At 61.3% G+C, this 19,930-nt stretch carries 24 protein-coding genes; 9 read left to right on the forward strand and 15 right to left on the reverse strand.

The features are described 5' to 3' along the window. Positions 1 to 170: 170 nt before the first annotated feature. Both hpnC and VGH41_RS14100 read left to right on the forward strand, forming a co-directional pair. Positions 171 to 1,037 (forward strand): squalene synthase HpnC, encoded by an 867-nt coding sequence (gene hpnC / locus VGH41_RS14095; RefSeq protein WP_331598061.1) that lies wholly within the window; start codon positions 171 to 173, stop codon positions 1,035 to 1,037. Continuing rightward, positions 1,037 to 2,212, forward strand: a complete 1,176-nt coding sequence (locus VGH41_RS14100; protein WP_331598062.1) for a glycosyltransferase — start codon at positions 1,037 to 1,039, stop codon at positions 2,210 to 2,212. The genes hpnC and VGH41_RS14100 overlap by 1 nt, the downstream gene beginning before the upstream one ends. 97 nt (positions 2,213 to 2,309) lie before the next feature. On the opposite strand, the gene VGH41_RS14105 is transcribed toward VGH41_RS14100, so the two are convergent. Next, the gene (locus tag VGH41_RS14105; protein ID WP_331598063.1) at positions 2,310 to 2,840 is read right to left on the reverse strand and encodes a hypothetical protein; all 531 of its coding nucleotides are present in this window, start codon (positions 2,838 to 2,840) and stop codon (positions 2,310 to 2,312) included. A 148-nt stretch (positions 2,841 to 2,988) separates the two neighbouring features. Next, positions 2,989 to 3,999, reverse strand: a complete 1,011-nt coding sequence (gene hpnA / locus VGH41_RS14110) for a hopanoid-associated sugar epimerase (protein ID WP_331598064.1) — start codon at positions 3,997 to 3,999, stop codon at positions 2,989 to 2,991. Positions 4,000 to 4,146: 147 nt separating this feature from the next. On the opposite strand from hpnA, the gene VGH41_RS14115 reads away from it, so the two are divergent. After that, positions 4,147 to 4,443 (forward strand): acylphosphatase, encoded by a 297-nt coding sequence (locus VGH41_RS14115; RefSeq protein ID WP_331598065.1) that lies wholly within the window; start codon positions 4,147 to 4,149, stop codon positions 4,441 to 4,443. A 78-nt stretch (positions 4,444 to 4,521) separates the two neighbouring features. On the opposite strand, the gene egtD is transcribed toward VGH41_RS14115, so the two are convergent. Then, positions 4,522 to 5,490 carry an L-histidine N(alpha)-methyltransferase gene (gene egtD, locus VGH41_RS14120; protein ID WP_331598066.1) on the reverse strand — a complete coding sequence of 323 codons (969 nt, stop codon included), beginning with the start codon at positions 5,488 to 5,490 and terminating at the stop codon, positions 4,522 to 4,524. A 488-nt stretch (positions 5,491 to 5,978) separates the two neighbouring features. On the opposite strand from egtD, the gene rarD reads away from it, so the two are divergent. Then, a complete protein-coding gene (gene rarD / locus VGH41_RS14125) occupies positions 5,979 to 6,878 on the forward strand; it encodes an EamA family transporter RarD (protein ID WP_331598067.1) in 900 nt (299 codons plus the stop codon). Positions 6,879 to 6,891: 13 nt separating this feature from the next. On the opposite strand, the gene VGH41_RS14130 is transcribed toward rarD, so the two are convergent. After that, complete coding sequence (locus tag VGH41_RS14130) at positions 6,892 to 7,437, reverse strand: DUF962 domain-containing protein (RefSeq protein ID WP_331598068.1); 546 nt, start codon at positions 7,435 to 7,437, stop codon at positions 6,892 to 6,894. A 99-nt stretch (positions 7,438 to 7,536) separates the two neighbouring features. On the opposite strand from VGH41_RS14130, the gene VGH41_RS14135 reads away from it, so the two are divergent. Continuing rightward, positions 7,537 to 8,259 (forward strand): Crp/Fnr family transcriptional regulator, encoded by a 723-nt coding sequence (locus VGH41_RS14135; protein ID WP_331598069.1) that lies wholly within the window; start codon positions 7,537 to 7,539, stop codon positions 8,257 to 8,259. Positions 8,260 to 8,373: 114 nt separating this feature from the next. Here VGH41_RS14135 and VGH41_RS14140 read toward each other — a convergent pair whose 3' ends face one another. The 4 genes from VGH41_RS14140 to VGH41_RS14155 form a co-directional block, all read right to left on the reverse strand. After that, positions 8,374 to 8,769: a hypothetical protein gene (locus tag VGH41_RS14140; RefSeq protein ID WP_331598070.1), complete on the reverse strand. Its 396-nt coding sequence runs from the start codon at positions 8,767 to 8,769 to the stop codon at positions 8,374 to 8,376. A 249-nt stretch (positions 8,770 to 9,018) separates the two neighbouring features. Next, on the reverse strand, positions 9,019 to 9,279 hold the full coding sequence (locus VGH41_RS14145) for a hypothetical protein (protein WP_331598071.1): 261 nt from the start codon (positions 9,277 to 9,279) through the stop codon (positions 9,019 to 9,021). Next, positions 9,272 to 10,021: a DNA/RNA non-specific endonuclease gene (locus VGH41_RS14150; RefSeq protein WP_331598072.1), complete on the reverse strand. Its 750-nt coding sequence runs from the start codon at positions 10,019 to 10,021 to the stop codon at positions 9,272 to 9,274. Before VGH41_RS14150 ends, VGH41_RS14145 begins: the two co-directional genes overlap by 8 nt. Positions 10,022 to 10,343: 322 nt before the next feature. Beyond that, the gene (locus VGH41_RS14155) at positions 10,344 to 10,703 is read right to left on the reverse strand and encodes a DUF3564 domain-containing protein (protein WP_331598073.1); all 360 of its coding nucleotides are present in this window, start codon (positions 10,701 to 10,703) and stop codon (positions 10,344 to 10,346) included. A gap of 230 nt (positions 10,704 to 10,933) precedes the next feature. On the opposite strand from VGH41_RS14155, the gene VGH41_RS14160 reads away from it, so the two are divergent. The 4 genes from VGH41_RS14160 (at position 10,934) to VGH41_RS14175 (ending at position 14,223) form a co-directional block, all read left to right on the forward strand. After that, positions 10,934 to 11,356 (forward strand): rubrerythrin family protein, encoded by a 423-nt coding sequence (locus VGH41_RS14160; RefSeq protein WP_331598074.1) that lies wholly within the window; start codon positions 10,934 to 10,936, stop codon positions 11,354 to 11,356. 227 nt (positions 11,357 to 11,583) lie between these two features. Continuing rightward, a complete protein-coding gene (locus VGH41_RS14165) occupies positions 11,584 to 12,921 on the forward strand; it encodes a heterodisulfide reductase-related iron-sulfur binding cluster (RefSeq protein ID WP_331598075.1) in 1,338 nt (445 codons plus the stop codon). Between the two features lie 28 nt (positions 12,922 to 12,949). Next, the gene (locus VGH41_RS14170) at positions 12,950 to 13,534 is read left to right on the forward strand and encodes a DUF3501 family protein (RefSeq protein ID WP_331598076.1); all 585 of its coding nucleotides are present in this window, start codon (positions 12,950 to 12,952) and stop codon (positions 13,532 to 13,534) included. A 17-nt stretch (positions 13,535 to 13,551) separates the two neighbouring features. Continuing rightward, positions 13,552 to 14,223: a DUF4410 domain-containing protein gene (locus VGH41_RS14175; RefSeq protein ID WP_331598077.1), complete on the forward strand. Its 672-nt coding sequence runs from the start codon at positions 13,552 to 13,554 to the stop codon at positions 14,221 to 14,223. Between the two features lie 81 nt (positions 14,224 to 14,304). On the opposite strand, the gene VGH41_RS14180 is transcribed toward VGH41_RS14175, so the two are convergent. From VGH41_RS14180 to VGH41_RS14210, 7 genes are all read right to left on the reverse strand, one after another. Continuing rightward, positions 14,305 to 16,002: an acid phosphatase gene (locus VGH41_RS14180; RefSeq protein WP_331598078.1), complete on the reverse strand. Its 1,698-nt coding sequence runs from the start codon at positions 16,000 to 16,002 to the stop codon at positions 14,305 to 14,307. A 268-nt stretch (positions 16,003 to 16,270) separates the two neighbouring features. Further along, positions 16,271 to 16,732: a GNAT family N-acetyltransferase gene (locus VGH41_RS14185; protein WP_331598079.1), complete on the reverse strand. Its 462-nt coding sequence runs from the start codon at positions 16,730 to 16,732 to the stop codon at positions 16,271 to 16,273. Positions 16,733 to 16,953: 221 nt separating this feature from the next. Then, positions 16,954 to 17,352, reverse strand: a complete 399-nt coding sequence (locus VGH41_RS14190; RefSeq protein WP_331598080.1) for a hypothetical protein — start codon at positions 17,350 to 17,352, stop codon at positions 16,954 to 16,956. A 77-nt stretch (positions 17,353 to 17,429) separates the two neighbouring features. Beyond that, positions 17,430 to 18,158: a M35 family metallo-endopeptidase gene (locus tag VGH41_RS14195; RefSeq protein WP_331598081.1), complete on the reverse strand. Its 729-nt coding sequence runs from the start codon at positions 18,156 to 18,158 to the stop codon at positions 17,430 to 17,432. 125 nt (positions 18,159 to 18,283) lie between these two features. Beyond that, positions 18,284 to 18,823 (reverse strand): hypothetical protein, encoded by a 540-nt coding sequence (locus VGH41_RS14200; RefSeq protein ID WP_331598082.1) that lies wholly within the window; start codon positions 18,821 to 18,823, stop codon positions 18,284 to 18,286. Then, positions 18,820 to 19,584, reverse strand: a complete 765-nt coding sequence (locus VGH41_RS14205; RefSeq protein ID WP_331598083.1) for a PAAR domain-containing protein — start codon at positions 19,582 to 19,584, stop codon at positions 18,820 to 18,822. Before VGH41_RS14205 ends, VGH41_RS14200 begins: the two co-directional genes overlap by 4 nt. A 99-nt stretch (positions 19,585 to 19,683) precedes the next feature. Continuing rightward, positions 19,684 to 19,923 carry a hypothetical protein gene (locus VGH41_RS14210; RefSeq protein ID WP_331598084.1) on the reverse strand — a complete coding sequence of 80 codons (240 nt, stop codon included), beginning with the start codon at positions 19,921 to 19,923 and terminating at the stop codon, positions 19,684 to 19,686. Positions 19,924 to 19,930 lie beyond the last annotated feature (7 nt).

A 19,930-nucleotide genomic window follows, 5' to 3' on the forward strand; every position in this document is an offset into this window, starting at 1 on the left:
CATTCTAACGCTATCGGGCGCGCTTTGCTTCGGCAGAGCCCTGCCTATGCGGCTTGGGAAGCCCATCCGGCAATTATTGCGCGCTGCAGGGCAGCGGCGGAACCCTTAAACTGTATGGCCCTGCGGTTTATGCTTACAGCCGCATTACCAAAATGCATGAGGCTCGCTGCATGGAAGCCGATCACTACGAAAACTTTCCGATCGCCCGCGTGTGGTTGCCAAAGGCGCTGCGTGGGCCGATCGGCGTGATTTATCAGGTTTCGCGCACCGCCGCCGAGATTGCCGAAGAAGGCAACTGGCGCCCCGCCGAACGCCATGCGCGGCTCGCCGATTTCCGTGCGGGTCTGGACGCCGTGGCCAGCGGCCACATGGCGCCCGTGCATCCGCTGCTGTTCGGCAAGCTGGCGGGCGTGGCCGCACAGTATAAGCTGCCGCTCGCGCCGTTTTACGACCTCGTCTCAGCGCTCGATCAGGAGATCGACACAACCCGCTATGCCGACCGCCCGGCCCTGCTCGACTACTGCCGCCGCGCGGCGCATCCGGTCGGACATCTGATGCTGCATCTGTTCCAGGCCGCGAGTGCGGAGAATCTGGCGGACTCGGATGCAATCTGCACGGCGCTTCATCTGACCAATTTCTGGCAGGACGTCGCGCCCAACTGGAAAAATGGCCGCGTCTATCTGCCGCTTGCCGATCTCCAGCGCTTCGGCGTGACGGAAGCGCAACTGGCCAAGGGCGTCGTCGACGACGCATGGCGCGCGCTGATGGCCTACGAAGTGGCCTATGCACGCGCCATGCTGGTCCGCGGCGCGCCGCTCGCGCTGCGCCTGCCGGGGCGCGCCGGACTCGTGCTGTGCGGCATCGTTCATGGCGGCTTGCGGATTCTTGAGCGCATCGAAACAGCGGGCTACGACGTGTTCCGCCATCGTCCGGCGCTCGGTGCGTTCGACTGGTGCGTCGTCGCGGCGCGCAGCGTGACGATGTGGTTATCGCGGCGCGTCGGCGTGCGCGCAACGTCGATTGAGGGCAATGTGTAATGGAGGTCGTTCTGTTTGTTCTGTCGTCTCTCTCCCTGTTGATCTGGTGTGTATTGTTGTTTTTTCGCGGCGGATTCTGGCGGGCGTGTCCCGCTCAACCGCTTGCCAGTGCTTCACGCGATGTGTGGCCGGCCGTCGTCGCTGTCGTGCCGGCACGCAATGAAGCGGATGTGATCGCTCAGTCAGTGGGTACGCTGCTCGATCAGGCGTATCCGGGTCCGTTCCACGTGGTCGTCGTCGACGATCACAGCACCGACGGCACCGCCGACGCCGCCCGCGCGGCCGCGTTGCAGCGTCAGTGCCCCGACCGCCTCACGGTCTTGACGGCCAAGCCGCTGCCCACGGGCTGGTCCGGCAAGGTATGGGCGCAGTCGCAAGGCATCGAGGCGGTGCGCACGCTCGGCCTGCCGGCCGACTTCCTGCTGCTGACCGACGCGGACATCGGCCATCCCGCCGATGCAGTCACGCAACTCGTAGCACGCGCCGACGCGGAACAGCGCGATCTGGTCTCGCTGATGGTCCGGCTGCGCTGCGACTCGTTCTGGGAAAAGGCGCTGATTCCCGCCTTCGTGTTCTTCTTCGCGAAGCTGTATCCGTTCTCGTGGGTCAACAACCCGCGCAACAAGACGGCCGCGGCGGCCGGCGGCTGCATGCTGGTACGCCGCACGGCGCTCGAAGAAGCGGGCGGTATCGAGTCGATCCGCGCCGAGCTGATCGACGATTGCAGCCTTGCCGCGCGCATCAAGCATCGCGGTGAGGGGCGTCATCCGATCCGGCTCGACGTGGCCGCGCAAAGCGTGTCGTTGCGTCCGTACGACAACTGGCGCGAGATCTGGAACATGATCGCGCGCACGGCTTTCACCCAGTTGCACTACTCGGCGTGGCTGCTTGCCGGCACGCTGGCGGGCATGACGATCATCTATCTGATTCCGCCGCTTGCGGCGCTCGCACTCGGGCCGCAAGCGTGGCCGGCCTGGCTCGCGTGGGGCGCGATGTGCCTCGCGTATGCGCCCATGCTGCGCTATTACGGCCGTTCGCCGCTGTGGGCGCCGTTCCTGCCGCTGGTGGCGCTGTTCTATGTCGGCGCGACGTTTGCGTCGGCGGTGCGGTATTGGCGCGGGAAGGGCGGTCAGTGGAAGGCGCGCGTGCAGGCGCCGGTGCAACCGGACCGGTAAGCGGCCGGATCCGGCCATACCTGCAGAACAAAAAGGGCGGCGCACGAGGCGACGCCCTTTGTCCATCAATGCCGCTTCGCAGTTGCGTGAAGCTTGCCTAGCGCTGCGTGAGCAACGCGTACATCTGAATCACGATGTCCGGTGAGAACGTGAACGGCACCCAGCCGTGGCCGGTGTGACGCATGATCATCAGGCGGTCGCCGTTCGACTGCTTCTGCACCGCCATTGCCGGATTTTTGGTCGACACGAAACGCCAGCCGGGCGGCACGCCCATTGGCGGCTCGGGCGTCATCGACGCACGCGCGTTCGACAACTCCTCGATCAACTGACCCACCTGCTCGGGATGCAGCGAGACGGTCTTGCCGCCGATCGTCATGGTGATTTCGTTCTGGGCCGGCCGGCCGATGGACAGCGTAGGCTTGGTCTCGGGCATTTCTTCAGCGACGCCCTGCGCCGTGGTGTCGTCAACGGTTTCAGTCGCGGCCGTTGCAGCCGGCGTCTGCGCGAGCTCGGGCGTCGCGGTGTCTGCGGGTGTCTCGGGGATGTTTTGGGCCTGCGGGGCCACGACAGCCTGAATGAGCTGATCGACGCCCATTTCAAGCGCGCCGAGCTGTTCGTGAAGGTTCATGCGAGGATTCTCTGGTAAGAGCCGCGATTTTACCTGTTACGCGCGGCCTTGAACCTGCCGCGGCCAGGACGACTTGTAACAAAGTGCGTGCGCACGGATGCTGAGGCCGTACCTGAGGCTCGCGGCGAGCCTCAGGTACGGGTGGCCATCACGCCTTCAGATAACCCGCCTGCCTGAACCACTCGAGCGCGTCGGCAAGTCCTTCCCGGTACGGCCGGGCACGGTAGCCGAGTTCGCGTTCCGCCTTCGCGGACGTGAAGTACATCTTGTTCTTCGACATCTTCAGACCGTCGACGGTGACGAACGGTTCGCGCTTCGTGATTTTCGCGACTGCTTCGGCGCCCATCGCCAGCGGGTAGAGCGGCCAGCGCGGCAGGCTGATGGTCGGCGCCTTGCGGCCGGTGAGGGCGGCGATGTCCGCAAGCATCGCCTGCAGCGGCAGATTTTCGCCGCCGAGGATATAACGCTCGCCGATCTTGCCGCGTTCGAGCGCCAGAAAATGCCCGGCTGCGACGTCATCGACATGTACGAGGTTCAGGCCGGTATCGACGAAGGCCGGAATCTTGCCGAGCGCGGCCTCGACGATGATGCGCCCGGTCGGGGTCGGCTTGACGTCGCGCGGGCCGATCGGCGTGGAAGGATTCACGATCACCGCGGGCAAGCCGTCCTCGGCGATCATCCGTTCGACCGCGCGCTCGGCCAGCACCTTGCTGCGTTTGTACACGCCGATCGCCTGATCGGACTTGAGCGGCGAGGTTTCGTCTGCGGATTGGCCCGAGCTCGTCACCTTGAGTGTGGCCACGCTGCTGGTGTAGACAATCCGCTCGACGCCTTCTTTCAGCGCAGCGCGCATGGTCGCCTCGGTGCCTTGCAGATTCGAGCGTTCGATTTCGCCCGGATCCGGCGCCCACAGCCGGTAGTCCGCGGCAACGTGCAGCAGATAGCGCACGCCGCGCAGCGCGGCTCGCATCGAGGCTTCATCGCGCATGTCGCCGACCACGATTTCCGCTTCGAGCGCCTCGACGTTCGCGCGCGGACTGGTGGCGCGCACCAGCACGCGCACATTGAAACCTTTTTGTTGCGCGATACGCGCCACCGCCGAGCCGACAAAGCCCGAAGCGCCGGTGACGAGCACGAGGTCGCGATTCTGTTCAGTCATTCTTTTCCAGTTCCCTGCATGGCGGTCGTCGGATTGTACGTGGGGCGCGGCGGCCGTGTCGTGTTGCGCCCGCCCCGTGTGCACCAAGCAATCTCGTCGCGACGCGACTAGAATGCCGGCTTGAAAAGACAGTCAGGAGAGGACGGCATGACAGGCCCGGATCTGGATGCGCGGATCGAAACCTATTACGTGCGGGTGCGCGGCGTCGTGCAAGGCGTGGGATTTCGTCACGCGACGGTGCGCCAGGCGCACGCGCTCGGTATCAAAGGATGGGTGGCCAATCTTGAGGACGGTTCGGTGGAAGCCGTCCTGCAGGGACCGGCCAACCAGGTCGACCGGATGCTTTCGTGGCTGCGCCACGGGCCGCCCGCTGCCCGCGTGAGCGAAGTGGCCGGTGAAGAGCGCTACACCGAAAAACGCTACGAACGTTTCGAGCAGCATTAAGGCACTCACGCGGCGCGCCGGCACGCCGCGAAGTGCACGCCCTGGGTGGGCGCAACCCACCCAGGGCGGCGACGCACGTTACCTGGCTACCAGCAAACTCTCCGCGAAGCCCCACTCCTGCTCGACCCACTGATGACTGCAGACGAAGCCCGCATCGTCAGCGATGGCGTGGACTTCTTGCGCGCGATATTTGTGGCTGCTCTCGGTCCAGATGGTTTCGCCTTCTTCGAGCGTCACGGTTAATTGCGCCGCATGCACATGCGCGGTCACGGGGCGCTTCGCGCGCAGATGCATTTCGATGCTGCGCGCGTCGGGATTGAAGCGTGCGAGGTGCTCGAATGCATCGAGCGGAAAATCTGCGCCCAGTTCACGATTGATGCGCGCGAGCAGGTTCAGATTGAACGCCGCGGTGACGCCGACCGCGTCATCGTAGGCGGCGACCAGCATGGGCACCGGTTTTTCGAGGTCGGTGCCGAGCAATAACGCGTCGCCCGGGGCGAGCATGCTGCGGATCGAGCGCAGGAAGCGCGTCGCGGCGAGCCGTCCGAAATTGCCGATCGTGCTGCCCAGAAACAGCACGAGCAGGCGTTCGCCATCAGCACGCTTCTTGCTGACCTCGGCCAGTCCGGCAAGATAATCGCGCTCATAACCGACAATCGAAATGCGTTCGATGTCGCCCAGTTCACGCCGGCACAATTGCAACGCAGCGCGCGAAATTTCAATCGGGAAGTAAGAAGTGGGGCGCTTTTTACACAGGGCTTCCAGAATTCGCCGTGTCTTGCGACCGCTGCCGCTGCCGAGTTCGGCGACCGTGACGTCATGAGGCAATTGCGCGACGATGTCCGCGGCGTGTTTCGCAAGCAGCCTTTCTTCGGCGCGCGTCACGCCGTATTCGGGCAGTACGGTGATTACTTCAAAAAGGGCGGAGCCGACCTCATCGTAGAGGTACTTGGACGGCAACTCCTTCTGTGGCGCGTGTGTGAGACCGGCGCGAACCTCGGCGACGAAGTCGGGAGAGACGTCTTGCAATAGGGCTGGCTGAGTCATGCTTGCTCCATTTATTACTTTCCGTTGACGGTTTTCTGTCGGGAAGCAGGTCGTTACGTGCGCGACGTGAACCGTACGTCGCACTCGTCATGAAGGAGCGGACCGGAGTCCGCATGGACGGCGTGTTAGCCGGACGAGCCGGGGTGTTCAAGCAAGAACTGCGCTTGAGCGCAATCACGGAGCGCCGCCAGTACAGGCAGCGCCTATGCGTAGTGATTGATGATCGTGAAGTTATGTTCTAGTTCATTGCAGGCATCCTCGCACGGACTAATTGCGGGTTCGTGAACCTGTGCGCTTCAACGCGTCTAGAATGCCGGCTTGCATGAAGAACCATCACCAACCGCGCCTTGCACTGTCCCATATGATGGGCTACGCGCCTCAGAGATAGACCTTCGAATGAGAACGAATCACGCCGCGTTGCGTCGCGCCACGCGGCTTGCGGGGATGGGCGAGCGTGTCGCGAACGGCATTTCGGGGCCAGCCGTTCAATGAATCAGGCATATGAACCAGGACGGGGCATTGCGCTCTCGATGTGCGCGACCACGCTGTTCGCGCTGTTGTCGGCTTACGTGAAGCTGCTTGCGCCATTGAGCGGACTGGATATTTTCGCGTGGCGCGTGGTGTGGACCGTGCCTGGCGCGCTGCTTCTGATTGCCGTGCGGCAACGCTGGCCGTTGCTGATGCAACTGATCGCACGGGCGTTGCGCGAGCCGCGCCTCGTGTTGGCGTTGCTGGCCAGTGCGGCGATGCTTGGCGTGCAACTGTGGGTGTTTCTATGGGCGCCGTTGCATGGTCGCCTGCTGGATGTCTCGCTCGGATATTTCCTGTTGCCGCTCGTCATGGTGCTGGTCGGGCGTTTCTACTATCACGAACGGATCGAACCTCTGCAATGGCTCGCCGTGGCGTGCGCGGCCGTGGGCGTCGCGCATGAGTTTTGGGTGGTGGGCGCGTTCTCGTGGCCGACGCTGCTGGTGGCGCTCGGCTATCCGCCGTACTTCGTGTTGCGCCGCAGGATCAATGCGGATTCGCTGACGGCGTTCGGCGTTGAAATGACCTTGCTGTTGCCATTTGCCATTCTGCAGGTGATATGGGGCGGCTCGCTGACCTTGCTGTCCGGCCGCCTCGATATGTGGTTTTTGCTGTTGCCGGGACTCGGCGCGCTCAGCACGATAGCGTTGGCCTCGTATCTGAAGGCGAGCCGGTTATTGCCGATGGCGCTGTTCGGCATTCTCGGTTATGTCGAACCGGTACTGCTGGTGCTCGTATCGATCACGTTGCTGGGTGAGGCCTTGACGGCCCAGCAACTTGCCACGTATGTGCCGATCTGGCTGGCGGTCGCGCTCACCGCACTGCATGGCGTGCGGCTCGTGCGCTTTCCGGCGCGTTGACGGCGACGAAGGTTCAATGCCCGTGACGCGCGGTGGCGCGATCGGCGTTGATGCGTGTCGGGCCAACCTGTGCTTCAATCGCTTCGCGCAGCGCCGGGCGCCAGCCTACCGCGAACAACGCCTCGGCCAGCACGAATAATGGGCCGATCAGCAGGCCGGTCACATCGTCGACGAACGCGGGTTTGCGATGCTCATATGCCACGTGTCCGATGAACTGCAACACCCAGCCAACCACGAACAGCCCGATGCCGGCAGCGAGCCACGTGAGCGTCGTCTGAGCGGCAAGCCACTGACCGAGGGCGAGACATAGCGCGGCGAACGCCGCCATCATCACGCCAAGCGGCACGTCGAGCACGAGGTAATAGAGTGTGGATGCAACGAACAGCACCCAGGCCGGCGACAACGCGAACGGCCATGCGGCCGGCGCCCACGCGGGACGGCTCAGCAGTACGGCAAGCGCGAACACGATCATCGGGATGCCAAAAAAGTGCGTGGCGATATTGCGCCGGTCACGATGGTAAGCCGCGTACTGCGTCAGTTGCTGGGTCAGCGTTCTCATGGGTGCCGCTCCTCCGTCAAAGTCATCATAATCGCGGGCATTGGGATTTGAAACCTTCGGGTAGCCGACAATGTTTGCCATACAGCACGGTGTCAGGTTATGAACTCGCTTTCCTCGTCGAGGGAGCCGCTTGCCGCGCTCGAGCGCAGCGCGTGGTTTCGGAGCGCGCCCGAGGCGTTGCGGATGCAACTGCTCGAGCGGGGCCGTGCGCAGCGTCTGCAGGCCGGTCAACGGCTGTTCATGCGCGGCGACCCTGACGACGGACTCTATTGCGTGCTGGAGGGCCTGATCCGCATCGGCGCGGCCAGTTTTGCCGGCAAGGAGGCTTTGCTGGCGGTGATCGAACCGGTCAACTGGTTCGGCGAGATCGCATTGTTTGACGGCCGCGCACGAACCCATGACGCGTATGCCGAGCGCGATTCCGTACTGTTTCATATCCCGCGTACCGAGCTGGTGGCGTTGCTCGAACGTACGCCTGAGTACTGGCATTTATTCGGCTTGCTGTTGACGCAAAAGCTGCGCCTCGCATTCGACGCAATCGAGGAAGCGGCGCTGTTGCCGGCGGCGCAGCGGATTGCACGCCGTCTGCTGCTGATGGCGGGCGGCTATGGCGAGCCGGGCGCGTTGCGACGGGTCCTTAAGGTACCGCAAGAGGATCTCGCGATGATGCTCGCCTTGTCGCGGCAAACCATCAATCAAACGCTCAAGCAGTTCGAAGCGCAAGGCGCGTTGCAACTGCGTTACGCCGAAATCGAAATCGTCGACGCGGTTAAGCTCGCCTTGCTTGCTGATTCCACGACGAAAAAAAATTCGTCAACCTAAATAAGTCCCGACCAGGGGCGAAAAAAAGGCGAGTCCGTAGACCCGCCTCCCCCAAACGACATCGTCAGCTTTGGTTATGACAACGCGTGAGCCTGATGTCGAACACCGAGCACCTTAGTTGGATTGGGTGGTGTCGGCCTTGGTGCCACCGGTCTTGACCGGCGCGATGCTCGCTTCCTTGCTGGTATCGGATTGGGTCTTGGTCTTGTCGACACCCGCCACGTTTGCGCGCTTCGTCTTGCTGACCTTGTGAGCCTTGGTCTTTGCCGTATGGGTTGCCACGGTTTTCTTGCTGCTGGCCTTCGCGTCGGTCTTGTCGGTTGCGGTGCTGGCTTGCTTGACCGAGGTGTCGGCTTTGCCCGCATCCGCATGCACAGCGGCGTCGGCCTTCAGGTTTGCCTGGCCGGCGGGCTGGGTGGGTTGACCGCTCGAAGACGCCGGTGCGGCGGTTTGCGCGAAGGCCGTTGAAACCAGCAGGACGGAAGCGAGAGCAGCGAAAATCTTTTTCATGGTGTGGCTCCTTATGTCGCGGCTGAAAAGGTTCAGCGCTGCCGGTTTAACGCTGGCCGGATGACGGGAGTTGACGCTGCTCTTGTGACTAAACGTAAGCGCGGAAACAAACGTATCTGCGCGAAAGCGGCTTAAGGGATCGCAGCGGCGATCCCTTAAGTCTGCCTTAAGAAAAGTTGGGATGACTGATCGAAATGACATGTCGCGAAGGTCGCGAATGTCGATGAGCCGCGCGTGGGCGGCTTGGTCTTACTTGAACGGATTGTCCACGACGCCCGGTTTCGCATCCGGCTCGTCCTCGATGTGATCGGGCAGATCGGCGTGTGCCTGCAGCGCAGCCACGACGCTGTCGAGCGCCTGTTTCAATGCGAGCGCGGCCTTCAGCCCGCGTTTGTCTTTGGTGATGTTAAGCGTGCCGCTCAGCACCACACGGCTCGTACCGTTGCTGACGCTCAGCGCGTCGCCCTGAATATTGAGCACTTCGTCGTCGTTCGAGAAAGCGTTAAACACCTTTGAGTCCTCCTGGGCGTTGATCCTTCAGATTTTCCGGAATCCCCGGAAAACGAATGCCGCTGATCGTTTCGAGTTCGTGAACCGTTTTGATGTCGTAGCGGTTCGTCGAGACATTGTCTACGACGATGGCAAACGCCATTTGTTTCGACGGTACGTAGACGACCTTGAATAACTGCGTGGGCACGAACACGTGTGTGGGTCCGATGGTCTGCAACTGCTGGCCGCTGAACATGGGTCCGGTGACGACGTAGGTATCGTCATAGCGGGTGGCGATCCTGCGCACCGAGGTTTCGATACGTGCCCACAACCGTTGATTGTTTTCGCGATTCTGCGGCACGACGTTGGCCAGCGAGAACGATTGTGCCATCGCCTGCTGATTCCAGCGGTTGCCGGCGGGACTCATGTGCCCGCGGTCGTAGCCACTGCGTTTGTAATCGGCCAGCGTGGCGCCTTCGCCTTCGGGCAGTCGCGCGTCTTCGAAAAACTTGTTGGTCCGCACCATGTCCGCGGCGGCTTCAATGTGATCGCGCGTCAGATGTTCCGCTGACCACAGCGGGCCGTGCGTGATACCCGAGTGCAGCACGGCGAAGTCCGAATAGCAGAGAAGGCGCGTTTTTGGCGCCATCTTCTGATTGATGAGCGACGGCCACTGGGCGTTAGGCGTGAACTCGGTGCAGGAGGGAGCAGCGATCGCGTGAGCGGCGACCACGAGGAACAAAGACGCAAACCACTTCTTCATGAGGCACGCATTCAGGGAAACGGGGCCAAAAGTATAGCGTCGCGAGTCGCGTTCGAGCGAGCGCTACGCGTGGCGGCGCGAAAAAGCACAGTGGAAAAGGCAGCGAAAATGCAGCGGAAAACGATGGGCAAAAAAGCAGCGCAAAAAAATGGCCGCTTTGCAGCGGCCGAAGATGCATGGACTTCTCACTCTACGGATGCGCGCTTAATTTTTGCTTAAGCGGTGAGCATGCTCACGACACCGCATGGATCGCTATGCAACGGACATAGACATCCCTCGCATCAAACATGCGTTCGAGGAAAACGGGGAAGACCAGCCGCCGCTAACTGTCGAATACGCGATGTTCCGCGCGAACCGGCTGGCGGTCGACCGCTTGCAAACGCCAGTATCCCGTTGCGGGCGCACGCGCCGGCACACAGGTCCATGCCGCGGTGCCCTGCGCCGAGCTGACGCGCTGTTTGCGATCCACGTGCAGGCCGCGCAGCGTACACAGCGGGGCGTCGGTGCTGGGTGCGCATAACGTCGTGACGCCATCGGCGTCGTGCATTTCGCCCCACGGGGGCAGATCGATCCCTTGATGCGCCTCTCTCGACCACCGACGTTCTTCGGTGTCGAGCCACAGCACAGCGTAATCGTGATTGACGGTGGGATCGGAACCGTTGATAAGGATCGTGAGCCGCATATCAGTTCCGTTCACATGGCGCGAACTTTCGCACTATCAGTCTATGCCGCGCTTGGCGTTATGCAAGGCAAACGACTATCGCCTGCATTGAAAAACACAATTGGGGAACGCCTTGCACACCTTCTAGATTTAAGGCAACGGTGCAGTTCTGCGCGTCTGCCCGTGAGTACGACAGGCGATCGTTCGCTCAATATCGCGCGTCCACAATACAGGCTTGCATGGAGGCTCAGATGTCGCAACTCAAGGGTTCGAAAACGGAGGAGAATCTAAAAGCAGCATTCGCCGGCGAATCGCAGGCGAACCGGCGTTATCTGTATTTCGCGGCCAAGGCAGATGTGGAGGGTCAAAACGACGTGGCGGCGCTGTTCCGCTCCACGGCGGAAGGTGAAACCGGCCACGCACACGGCCATCTGGAATACCTGGAAACAGTGGGAGATCCGGCTACAGGATTGCCGTTTGGCTCGTCGCGTCTGAATCTGCAGGCAGCCATTGCCGGCGAAACGCACGAATACACGGATATGTATCCGGGCATGGCCAAGGCGGCGCGCGAAGAAGGCTTCGACGAAATCGCCAACTGGTTCGAAACGCTGGCGAAGGCCGAACGCAGCCACGCCAACCGCTATTCGAAGGCGCTGGAAGCGCTGGTCGACTGACACGAGGGGCGTCGACGGCGACGCCGGCATAACCAATACCTTCTGGGAGCTTGCGGCAAGGTCCGCAGGCTCCCGTTCGTGTATGCGCAGCGCATGGTGCGGTGCGTCGTGCCGTGCGTGGTTTGCGCACACCGCATAGGTTGTGGCCCCGCAGAGCCGGCAGCATCCGTAGTGGTTTGCAATCTGAAGAGCAAACGCGATTAAAAACATAAAAGGAGCCTGACGCCATGCCCCACAAAGAAGGCAGTCTCGAGGCGCCGACCCGGCACCCGCTCGATTGGCTTTCAGACGCGTTCTACGATCAGGAGGCACTCGATCAGGAGCTTGCACGCGTGTTCGATATCTGCGCGGGTTGCCGCCGCTGCGTGTCGCTCTGCGGCGCGTTTCCCGCGCTGTTCGATCTGGTCGACGAAACGGACACGGGCGAAGCGCACGACGTCGACAAGGCGAATTTCGGCAAGGTGGTCGATCAATGCTATCTGTGCGACCTCTGCTATATGACGAAATGTCCTTATGTGCCGCCGCATCCGTGGAACGTGGATTTTCCGCACCTGATGCTGCGCGCCAAGGCGATTGACTACAAGCGCGGCGACGTGAAGCTGCGTGACAAGTTTCTGTCGAACACCGACGCACTGGGCCACTTCGCGGGCATTCCGGTCGTCACGCAGACGGTGAACGCCGTCAATCACACGAAAGCCGCGCGCGGCATCATGGAAAACGCGTTGGGTGTCGACAAAAACGCGTGGTTGCCGGACTTCGCGGCGCGCAAATTCCGCAGTGCGGCGAAGAAATCGCCGGCCACGGTTGTGCGCGACGGCGAGCGCACGCCCGGCAAGGTGGCGATTTACGGCACCTGCTATGTGAATTTCAACGAGCCGGGCATTGGCCACGATCTGCTCGCCGTGCTCGCGCACAATGAAATTCCCTACGAACTGGTGAAGAGCGAAGCCTGCTGCGGCATGCCGCTACTCGAACAGGGCAACCTGCAAGGCGTCGCCGGGAAGAAGGAACAGAACATGCCGGTGCTGGCGAAGTATGCGCGCGAGGGCTACGCGATCATCGGCGCCATTCCCAGCTGTGTGCTCATGTACAAGCACGAACTGCCGCTCATGTTCCCCGGCGACGCGGACGTGCAGGCGGTTAGCGAAGCCTTTTGGGATCCTTTTGAGTACTTCGTGTCGCGGCACCGCGACGGACTGCTGAAAACCGACTTCAAGAGTGGGCTGGGCAAAGTGTCGTATCACGTACCCTGTCATGCACGGGTGCAGAACATCGGCCGCAAGACTTCGGAGACGCTCGCGCTGGTGCCGGATACGCAGGTGACGGTGGTCGAACGCTGTTCCGGGCATGCGGGCACGTTTGGCGTCAAAAAGGAGTTTCACCGCACGGCGATGCAGATCGGCACGCCGGTTTTCAAGGCGATGGCGCAGCCGCAACCCGACTACATATCGTCGGATTGCCAGCTGGCCGGCCATCATATTGAACAGGGGCTCGACGAGAACGGTTTGTCGAAAGGGCAGCTTGCGCATCCGTTGACGCTGCTGCGCAAAGCCTACGGCCTCTAACCTCTCTTACTGACTGCAAGGACACCCGATGAGCATTGCCCGCAACTCGCTGTTGTCGCTCGAGAACTATTCGAAGTCGCGCATCGCGATGCGCAGCCAGGTGATCGAGCACAAAAAAGAGCGCACTGTGCCGCTCGGCAACCACGTCACATTTCTGTTCGAAGACGAATTGACGATCCGCTATCAGATCCAGGAGATGCTTCACATCGAAAAGATCTTCGACGAGGAAGGCATTCAGGGTGAACTGAACGCCTACTTGCCGCTCGTGCCCGACGGCAGCAACCTGAAAGCGACCATGCAGATCGAATACGAGAACGAAATCGAGCGGCAAGCGGCGCTGGCGCGGCTGATCGGCATCGAAGACAGTGTGTTTATCCAGGTGGAGGGCGAGGCGCCTGTGTACGCGATCGCCGACGAAGATCTGGAGCGCGAAAACGAGCAGAAGACGTCCGCGGTGCACTTTGTCCGCTTCGAGCTGACGCCGTCGATGAAAACGCGTTTGCGTGACGGCGCGGCGTTGCTGGTCGGTTGCGATCATCCGAACTATCCAGTGCCCACCGAGGCCATCGAGCCGCGCGTGCGAGCCGCCTTGCTGAAGGACTTGTCGAAGTAGCGTCGGGGAGGTGCGTCATGGTACGTCAATGGTTGCAGCCCGTCCTGGCGGCGGTGTGCCTGAGTGCGATGACGACCGCGAGCCTCGCCGCAGCCGGGAACGCACCGTTTCCCAACCCGCCGCCGGTTGTCTACGTGGCGAACTTCGATCTGGACGTCGCCAATGTCAAGCCGGACAGCGGCCCCGGCAGCCGCTTGCGGCGCTTCGGCGTGTTGCCGGGCGGACCGCTGCGCCCATCGAAGGATCCGCAAGAACATGCCGAAGAGATCGTCGGCGAGATGGCCGACGACCTGACCGCGGATCTGAAGCAAGCCGGCGTCGATGCGCGCCGCGTCACACCGGGTCAACCGTTGCCCGCGACCGGCTGGCAAGTGCGTGGCGTGTTTCTGAGCGTCGACGAAGGCAACCGTTTGCAGCGCGCCATGGTCGGTCTCGGCGCGGGGCAGAATGATTTCCAGGTTGCGGTGTCGCTCGACGACCTCTCCACGCCCGATCTGCCGCCGCTCTATCAACAGACCGAAGAAGGCACCAGCAAGGACAAGCCCGGCGCGTTCATCAAGCTGAATCCGTACGTGATCGCGGCGAAGTTCGTGATGGCCGGTCACGACGAGAAGTCCACCATCAAGAGCACCGCGAAGCAGATTTCGGACGCTGTGGCCGAGAAGCTGAAGGCCAGGCTGCAGCAATGACGTGAGTGCCTACTTTCGCCACAAACGCGATCCCGCTTAGGTTGAGCAACCTGGTGGGATCGACACTTGTGCAAAAGCCGCTCAAGCCAGATCGAGCGTCCCGGTCATATCGCCGAGCGGCGCCAGGCCGTTCTGCGCGAACGCACGATCCCGCGCGGCCACCCCGTCCAGCGGCGCCAGGCCGTGCACCCGGCTGATAAAGCGCAGGATCGAGTTGGTGTCGTAGACCGTGTGATCCACGTAGCCCTTCTTCGCAAGCGGTGACACGACGAATGCCGGAATCCGCGAACCCGGTCCCCAACGGTCGCCCCTGGGTGGCGATACCGGATCCCACCAGCCGCCGTTTTCATCCACGGTGACGATCACCACGGTGTTGGCCCATTGCGGACCGCGCTGCAGATGCTCGATCACCCTGGCGATGTGCTGGTCGCCCGATTCGACATCCGCGTATCCCGCGTGCATGTTCAGATTGCCCTGCGGCTTGTAGAACGTGACGGCGGGCAGACGGCCGGCGTCGATATCGGCGATCAGGCGGTTGGTCGATGCGTCGTCGCCCACGCCGGCGTCGCGCAGATGCTGGCGGCGCGCGTCGGTGCCCGGCGCGAAACTGACGAAGTAGTTGAACGGCTGGTGGTGATACTGGAAATCGGGCACGTCGCCCGTGTCCTGATGATCCTGCGCGTATTGCCACGCGCCGGCGTACCACGCCCAGTCGACCCCTTTGTCCGACAGACGATCGCCGATGGTCGCGTAGTTTTGCGGCGGCAGCACGCGCGGATTCGACGGATCGGCCAACGCCGCATTGCCGCCCACCGCGGGCTTCACGAAACTGGGCTGATACGGCGGCGCCATTGTGTTGACGGCATAGCCATCCGGGGTAAACAGGCCGTCGCTGACGAATTTCGGCGGCCCATCGAGTGCGGAGGCCGGCGAATCCGCGGCCACCTTGAGCGAGGCACCCGTGGGATCGTCGCCCGCGACCACCGACACAAACTTCTTCGTCGCGCCGCTATGGACGTCCGGGACGAGCGGTGCCTGCGCGGAGATCAGGAAGATGTGGTTCAGCCACGAGCCGCCGAAGGCTGCCATAAAGAAGTTGTCGCACAGCGTGTATTGCTGCGCGAGATTCCAGATGCGCAGCGTCTCAGCGGAATTGCGATAGTGCCCCATCACCAGACCACCGGAGTCGGCCCACGCGGCGAACTGGTCGTTGCGCCCGGCGTTGATCTGCATCTGGTTCTGATAGAAGCGATGCCACAGATCACGCGTGATGACGCCGTTCGGCAGCGGCGCGCCGTGCGCGTCGGGAATCCGGAACGGCCGGTTACGCAGACCGGCGACGTCTTGCTCGCCGATCATGTAGCGTTTGCCGTTCACCTCCTGCGCTTGCGGCACGAGGCCGCCCCAGATTTTCGGCAGTTGCGGCAGCGGCGTTTTGCCGTCGCGATCGAGCTGAACGTAACGTTCCGCGGGCACTGCATCGAGAGGATGCTGCACGCCGGGGAAGTTGCCGTACAGATTGGCGAAGCTGCGGTTCTCCGCGTAGATGACCACGATCTGGCGGACCTGCTCGCGCAAGGCGGCGTCCATACGCAGATCCGCAGCGCTGCGGGGCGCGGCGGCGGCCTGTTGCTCGGTGTGGCAGCCGGCCAGCGCGAATCCGAACCCCATCGCGGCGATGCCGGTCAGAACGCGGCGTCGCTCGGGGTTGTCGGGACTGTCGTGGCTCTCGGGTTCGGGGTTCGAGGGCGGCAAGGGCAAATCGTCGTTCTGGTTCATCGGCAACGCTCCTTGGGGCTTGGCCGGCCAGGCGCGCCGATCATTCCCGGCGTGTCGCGGCCAGCACTTCGCGCTTCGTTTCGAGAATAGGGTGTTCGAGCAGGGTCAAGACCTCGCCGCGTTAGAAAAGCGAACCAATCTTAGCCTATTCAGAGGGCTTTTCTGAGCGCGTGGAACCCGATCTGGCGATGGAGCAGCGGGGCGCCGCCGGTCCGGCGTCCTGCTGCAGCGGCGAGTGGACCCTTCACTGTTTCCGGGGCGCGTTGCTTTACAAGGCTTTGCGATAAACCACGAAGCCCGATTTCTCCGCGACGCTGTCATAGAGCCGCATGGCCGTCTGATTGGTCTCGTGGGTCTGCCAATACACGCGGCTTGATCCTGCTTCCTTCGCGCGCTCGTAGACGGCTTCGATCAGCGCGCGGCCGACGCCTTTGCCACGCTCGCTCTCCAGCGTATAGAGGTCCTGCAGATAGCAGATGGGACCGGCCATGGTGGTGTGCCGATGAAACAGGTAATGCACGATGCCGAGCAACTGGTCGTCGCGTTCTGCGACCATGGCGTACATGGGCTCGTAGCCGTCGAAGAAACGTGCCCAGGTCAGCAATGTGATGTCGCGAGGCAACGCGGTTTCGCCGGATCGGCCGTAGAAGGCGTTGTAGGCATCCCAGAGCGGCAGCCAGGCGGTGAAGTCGGCGGCGGCTACGGGGCGAATCCGGATGAGGTCAGTCACGAGCGAAGCTCCTGGTAGGCGTGTCGTTGTTCAGGGTGTGAGGCGAGGCTCACATCCCGACGGCCCATCAGATTAGAAAACTTGTGGCTCCATGGGTAGCTCCACGAGGCGGCAATTGTGTGGGGCCAGGAAAGTGGGGTGGGGCTGGTGATGGCCAGGCGCGCAACAAAATCAAACACCTTCCTTTTCTGATCGTCCACACATCACCGAGCACAGTGAACCTATTTGACTGCCCGAGTGGTACGCTTCACGCGCGGATCGTCGCACACCTTCGTGCAATCACCCTCGCATAACGGAACGAGCGTAACCCCGATCTGTAACAAACCTCCGTAGCCTGCACTGTCCACCGGGTAAGGCGCAGTGACCTTGTGCGTTTCAACGGCTATGTTTTCGGGCTTTAGGCCAAGCTGCACCAAGTAGTCACGCAAATTCGCGCCACGAACTTGAGCAAGACGCTCTGGATTCTTTTCCTTCACATAGCCGCCGGCGTTGACAATTCCTCGTATCTCTACATCGGGCCATTGCCTTGCGTTATGAACCATATCGGCGATCTTCAGGAGATCGGCGTTGGGTATCTGTGTCGAATTTAATGGGACGCTATCCTGCATGTCTTCAGACATAGTGCAAGCGTTAGCATCGCCGACAGCGAACGCGAATAAGATTGCAGCGAACCAACGTGGATTTTTCTTCGATTTAATTACCATATTTTCTTTTTCAGGAAGTCTTGCACGTCATCGAAATGTGCCACGTAACACGCGATGCTATCAGCGTTGCACCACGCCTCTTCTGACGCATTTTGACCCCACCGGGAAAGTGCGCGACCAAACCCATAACTGATGTCCTGCGAGTTGAATGTATCAATATAATGTGAACATTCGTGAATTATCGTATTTAATTTGCAATTACCAGAAACATAAACGTCGGGTAACGTGCAAAAATGAGAGTAGATTGCGATCATCCGACGCGCTGAATCTGGTTTGCACACCGCTGCGTCGTTATGACCCGAGTCAGGGACGATGCTACAAGTGAGGTTTTGGTTTGCTTGCTTATCCCATCTAACTATGTTTTCCGGTTTCAATTCCTGCATTGCTGCTGCCAGCTTTGGCAGGCCAGCGTGCAACCTGGCTCTTAGCGCTTCATCTGCGCGCCCAAACCAGATTTTTGCTCTGTCTTGCGCCGTTTGATCCCATCGCGTTACGTCGGCGATTCTTTCCCTTATTAGTACCAGTGCAGTATCTCGCAACCGAATTATTAGTTTCCGGAAATCCCCATTACTCATATTCGGGCAGATCGGCGTCGTGTTGATAGTCACATGAACCGTCGATCCTGGATTTGTATTTGTTACGGCGGCCGAGTGGACCTCGATCCACTCTTCATTTTCGGCTTCGTGAAAACTGTAATGATTGCTACCGTCAGAATCACTCATTGTGTTTGGTCCTTGTCGTCTTCAACGTAGCACCATGAACTGCTTGCACAAGCTCGATTATTTGCGCCGCTTAGTGGCGCGTCGTCGACCGGTGCATAGCAAGTGCCAGGCATACTTCAGCTTGCTTATAACGCAGCAACTTCGAGGCGAAGCCGTTTTATTGCACCTGTAGAGATGCGCTGCGTCTTACCGTTCGCGTCTGTGATACCGCTTAGGACGATTGCAGAATTAATGCGCACGCGGTAACGGATGCCTTCAAGGGGGCGACCTGTGGAATCGGTCAACGTGAATTGCTCGTCATATCGTTCAGCGCCCGTTTCCTCTGGAGAAGTGGCACCGTCTTTCCCCATCAGGGCTGCCGCTTCCCACGCCGTGAAGGTCATCGTCATGCCGCGCTCGGCATAGAAGATCGGTGCTGGGTTGCAGCCGCAGATGTTGATATCGCCGCTGAGCGCCCACTGTTTCCCATTCGGACCTGTGCCGGCACGGCGCGGCCCTCTTGGTGAAATAAAGCCTTCGCGCTTACACGCGGTGCAATACGTTTTCATGTATAGCGTAGCGATCTGTACGCGGGGCGGTGGATCCGAGCAGGTAACGTCCTCGAGTCCTTCCGTAATCATGGCGCTGCCGCCCCGGTCACCTCGAGCGAGAAAATAGCGAATCATGCCGTTTCGCCTTCACGCGCGAGCGTCGGGCGCTTCACAACTTCGAACATGTCGCGCCGGGCTACGCCATTTCTTTCAGGGCTATCCGTTATCGTGTCGCCGTTATCCAGCTCGCTGCCGACGAAAGCAAACGGCACGAAATCGCCGCTGTGGACTAGCGAAAGTCCGCTAACGATACTCGCGGTCGTGCCATCTGCATACTTCACGAAATCGCCAAGAATGCCGATCTGCGCGAGCCGTCCATTGACATTCCAATTACCGCCAGCTTCGAGCAAGACACCTCCACGCGCCGTCGTCGCGCCGCGCAACGCGAAGCGGTATCCCGGCTCGCAGGGTGGCGGCACGTAGTGAGGATCGAACAGCCCCTCCGGCTGATCTCTGTAAGCAACGACCACGCCACTTTCCCTATCGTCCCACGGTGTAAATGCAATCCTGTCGCCATTGCTCAGACTGCTCCCCACCAGGGCGGCGCATTTTCCGCCCGACGAGAACAGGCACCCGGAGCCGTCGATAATGATGGCTTCACTGCCGTCCCGGTAGGTGACGACATCACCCACGCCCGCGACTTCAAGGTTGCAGATCGAAAGTCCCGTGGTCGCGCTCGTCACGTATCCGCCGCGCTCGGTGCGCGCGCCGAGCGTCGCAAACGCGTACATCGTGCCCTTAAGGTGTTGCTGATCCGACATTTCCATACCTCCTCGAAGTAGACGAAAACGACCGGCCAGTAAAGCAACCGGCGTTGCGGCAGTGGCTTTAGTCACTACAAGCTCAAAATCATCAGTGGAAGGCTGGGTGCGCGTCTGTGAGATAAATCCGAAAAGGGTTGCGATCGATGCGGGCTGTGCAGGGACGCCAGATGGCTATCTCGGCACCTTCAGCAACGCGATGGTTCGGGCGGTCAGAATGGGTTTTGCGGTGGTGCTGGCGGATATGACGCGCAGGTCAACGCCCTGCAAAGCAAGACCGCCCGGCAAGGACGCGTTGCCCCGCAGGCCGCGCTGGCCGATTGCATTGAAGAGGGAAATATGCGCGACATTGACGGCGCAAGCGGCCGGTGGATCTAAATGCTCGCTGCGCAAATGACCGCGATCGAGCCGCATACGCGCA

The sequence above is a fragment of the Paraburkholderia sp. genome, from assembly GCF_036488795.1.
GTDB lineage: Bacteria > Pseudomonadota > Gammaproteobacteria > Burkholderiales > Burkholderiaceae > Paraburkholderia.

Bases quoted from the DNA above. Each gene is read 5' to 3' on its own strand.
- VGH41_RS14150 (WP_331598072.1), bottom strand. From the start codon at position 10,021: ATGAAGAAGTGGTTTGCGTCTTTGTTCCTCGTGGTCGCCGCTCACGCG.
- VGH41_RS14105 (WP_331598063.1), bottom strand. From the start codon at position 2,840: ATGAACCTTCACGAACAGCTCGGCGCGCTTGAAATGGGCGTCGATCAG.
- VGH41_RS14100 (WP_331598062.1), top strand. From the start codon at position 1,037: ATGGAGGTCGTTCTGTTTGTTCTGTCGTCTCTCTCCCTGTTGATCTGG.
- hpnC (WP_331598061.1), top strand. From the start codon at position 171: ATGGAAGCCGATCACTACGAAAACTTTCCGATCGCCCGCGTGTGGTTG.
- VGH41_RS14175 (WP_331598077.1), top strand. From the start codon at position 13,552: ATGGTACGTCAATGGTTGCAGCCCGTCCTGGCGGCGGTGTGCCTGAGT.
- egtD (WP_331598066.1), bottom strand. From the start codon at position 5,490: ATGACTCAGCCAGCCCTATTGCAAGACGTCTCTCCCGACTTCGTCGCC.
- VGH41_RS14115 (WP_331598065.1), top strand. From the start codon at position 4,147: ATGACAGGCCCGGATCTGGATGCGCGGATCGAAACCTATTACGTGCGG.
- VGH41_RS14165 (WP_331598075.1), top strand. From the start codon at position 11,584: ATGCCCCACAAAGAAGGCAGTCTCGAGGCGCCGACCCGGCACCCGCTC.
- VGH41_RS14160 (WP_331598074.1), top strand. From the start codon at position 10,934: ATGTCGCAACTCAAGGGTTCGAAAACGGAGGAGAATCTAAAAGCAGCA.
- VGH41_RS14135 (WP_331598069.1), top strand. From the start codon at position 7,537: ATGAACTCGCTTTCCTCGTCGAGGGAGCCGCTTGCCGCGCTCGAGCGC.
- VGH41_RS14210 (WP_331598084.1), bottom strand. From the start codon at position 19,923: ATGCGGCTCGATCGCGGTCATTTGCGCAGCGAGCATTTAGATCCACCG.
- VGH41_RS14140 (WP_331598070.1), bottom strand. From the start codon at position 8,769: ATGAAAAAGATTTTCGCTGCTCTCGCTTCCGTCCTGCTGGTTTCAACG.
- VGH41_RS14130 (WP_331598068.1), bottom strand. From the start codon at position 7,437: ATGAGAACGCTGACCCAGCAACTGACGCAGTACGCGGCTTACCATCGT.
- VGH41_RS14170 (WP_331598076.1), top strand. From the start codon at position 12,950: ATGAGCATTGCCCGCAACTCGCTGTTGTCGCTCGAGAACTATTCGAAG.
- VGH41_RS14180 (WP_331598078.1), bottom strand. From the start codon at position 16,002: ATGAACCAGAACGACGATTTGCCCTTGCCGCCCTCGAACCCCGAACCC.
- hpnA (WP_331598064.1), bottom strand. From the start codon at position 3,999: ATGACTGAACAGAATCGCGACCTCGTGCTCGTCACCGGCGCTTCGGGC.
- VGH41_RS14190 (WP_331598080.1), bottom strand. From the start codon at position 17,352: ATGTCTGAAGACATGCAGGATAGCGTCCCATTAAATTCGACACAGATA.
- VGH41_RS14155 (WP_331598073.1), bottom strand. From the start codon at position 10,703: ATGCGGCTCACGATCCTTATCAACGGTTCCGATCCCACCGTCAATCAC.
- VGH41_RS14195 (WP_331598081.1), bottom strand. From the start codon at position 18,158: ATGAGTGATTCTGACGGTAGCAATCATTACAGTTTTCACGAAGCCGAA.
- VGH41_RS14200 (WP_331598082.1), bottom strand. From the start codon at position 18,823: ATGATTCGCTATTTTCTCGCTCGAGGTGACCGGGGCGGCAGCGCCATG.
- rarD (WP_331598067.1), top strand. From the start codon at position 5,979: ATGAATCAGGCATATGAACCAGGACGGGGCATTGCGCTCTCGATGTGC.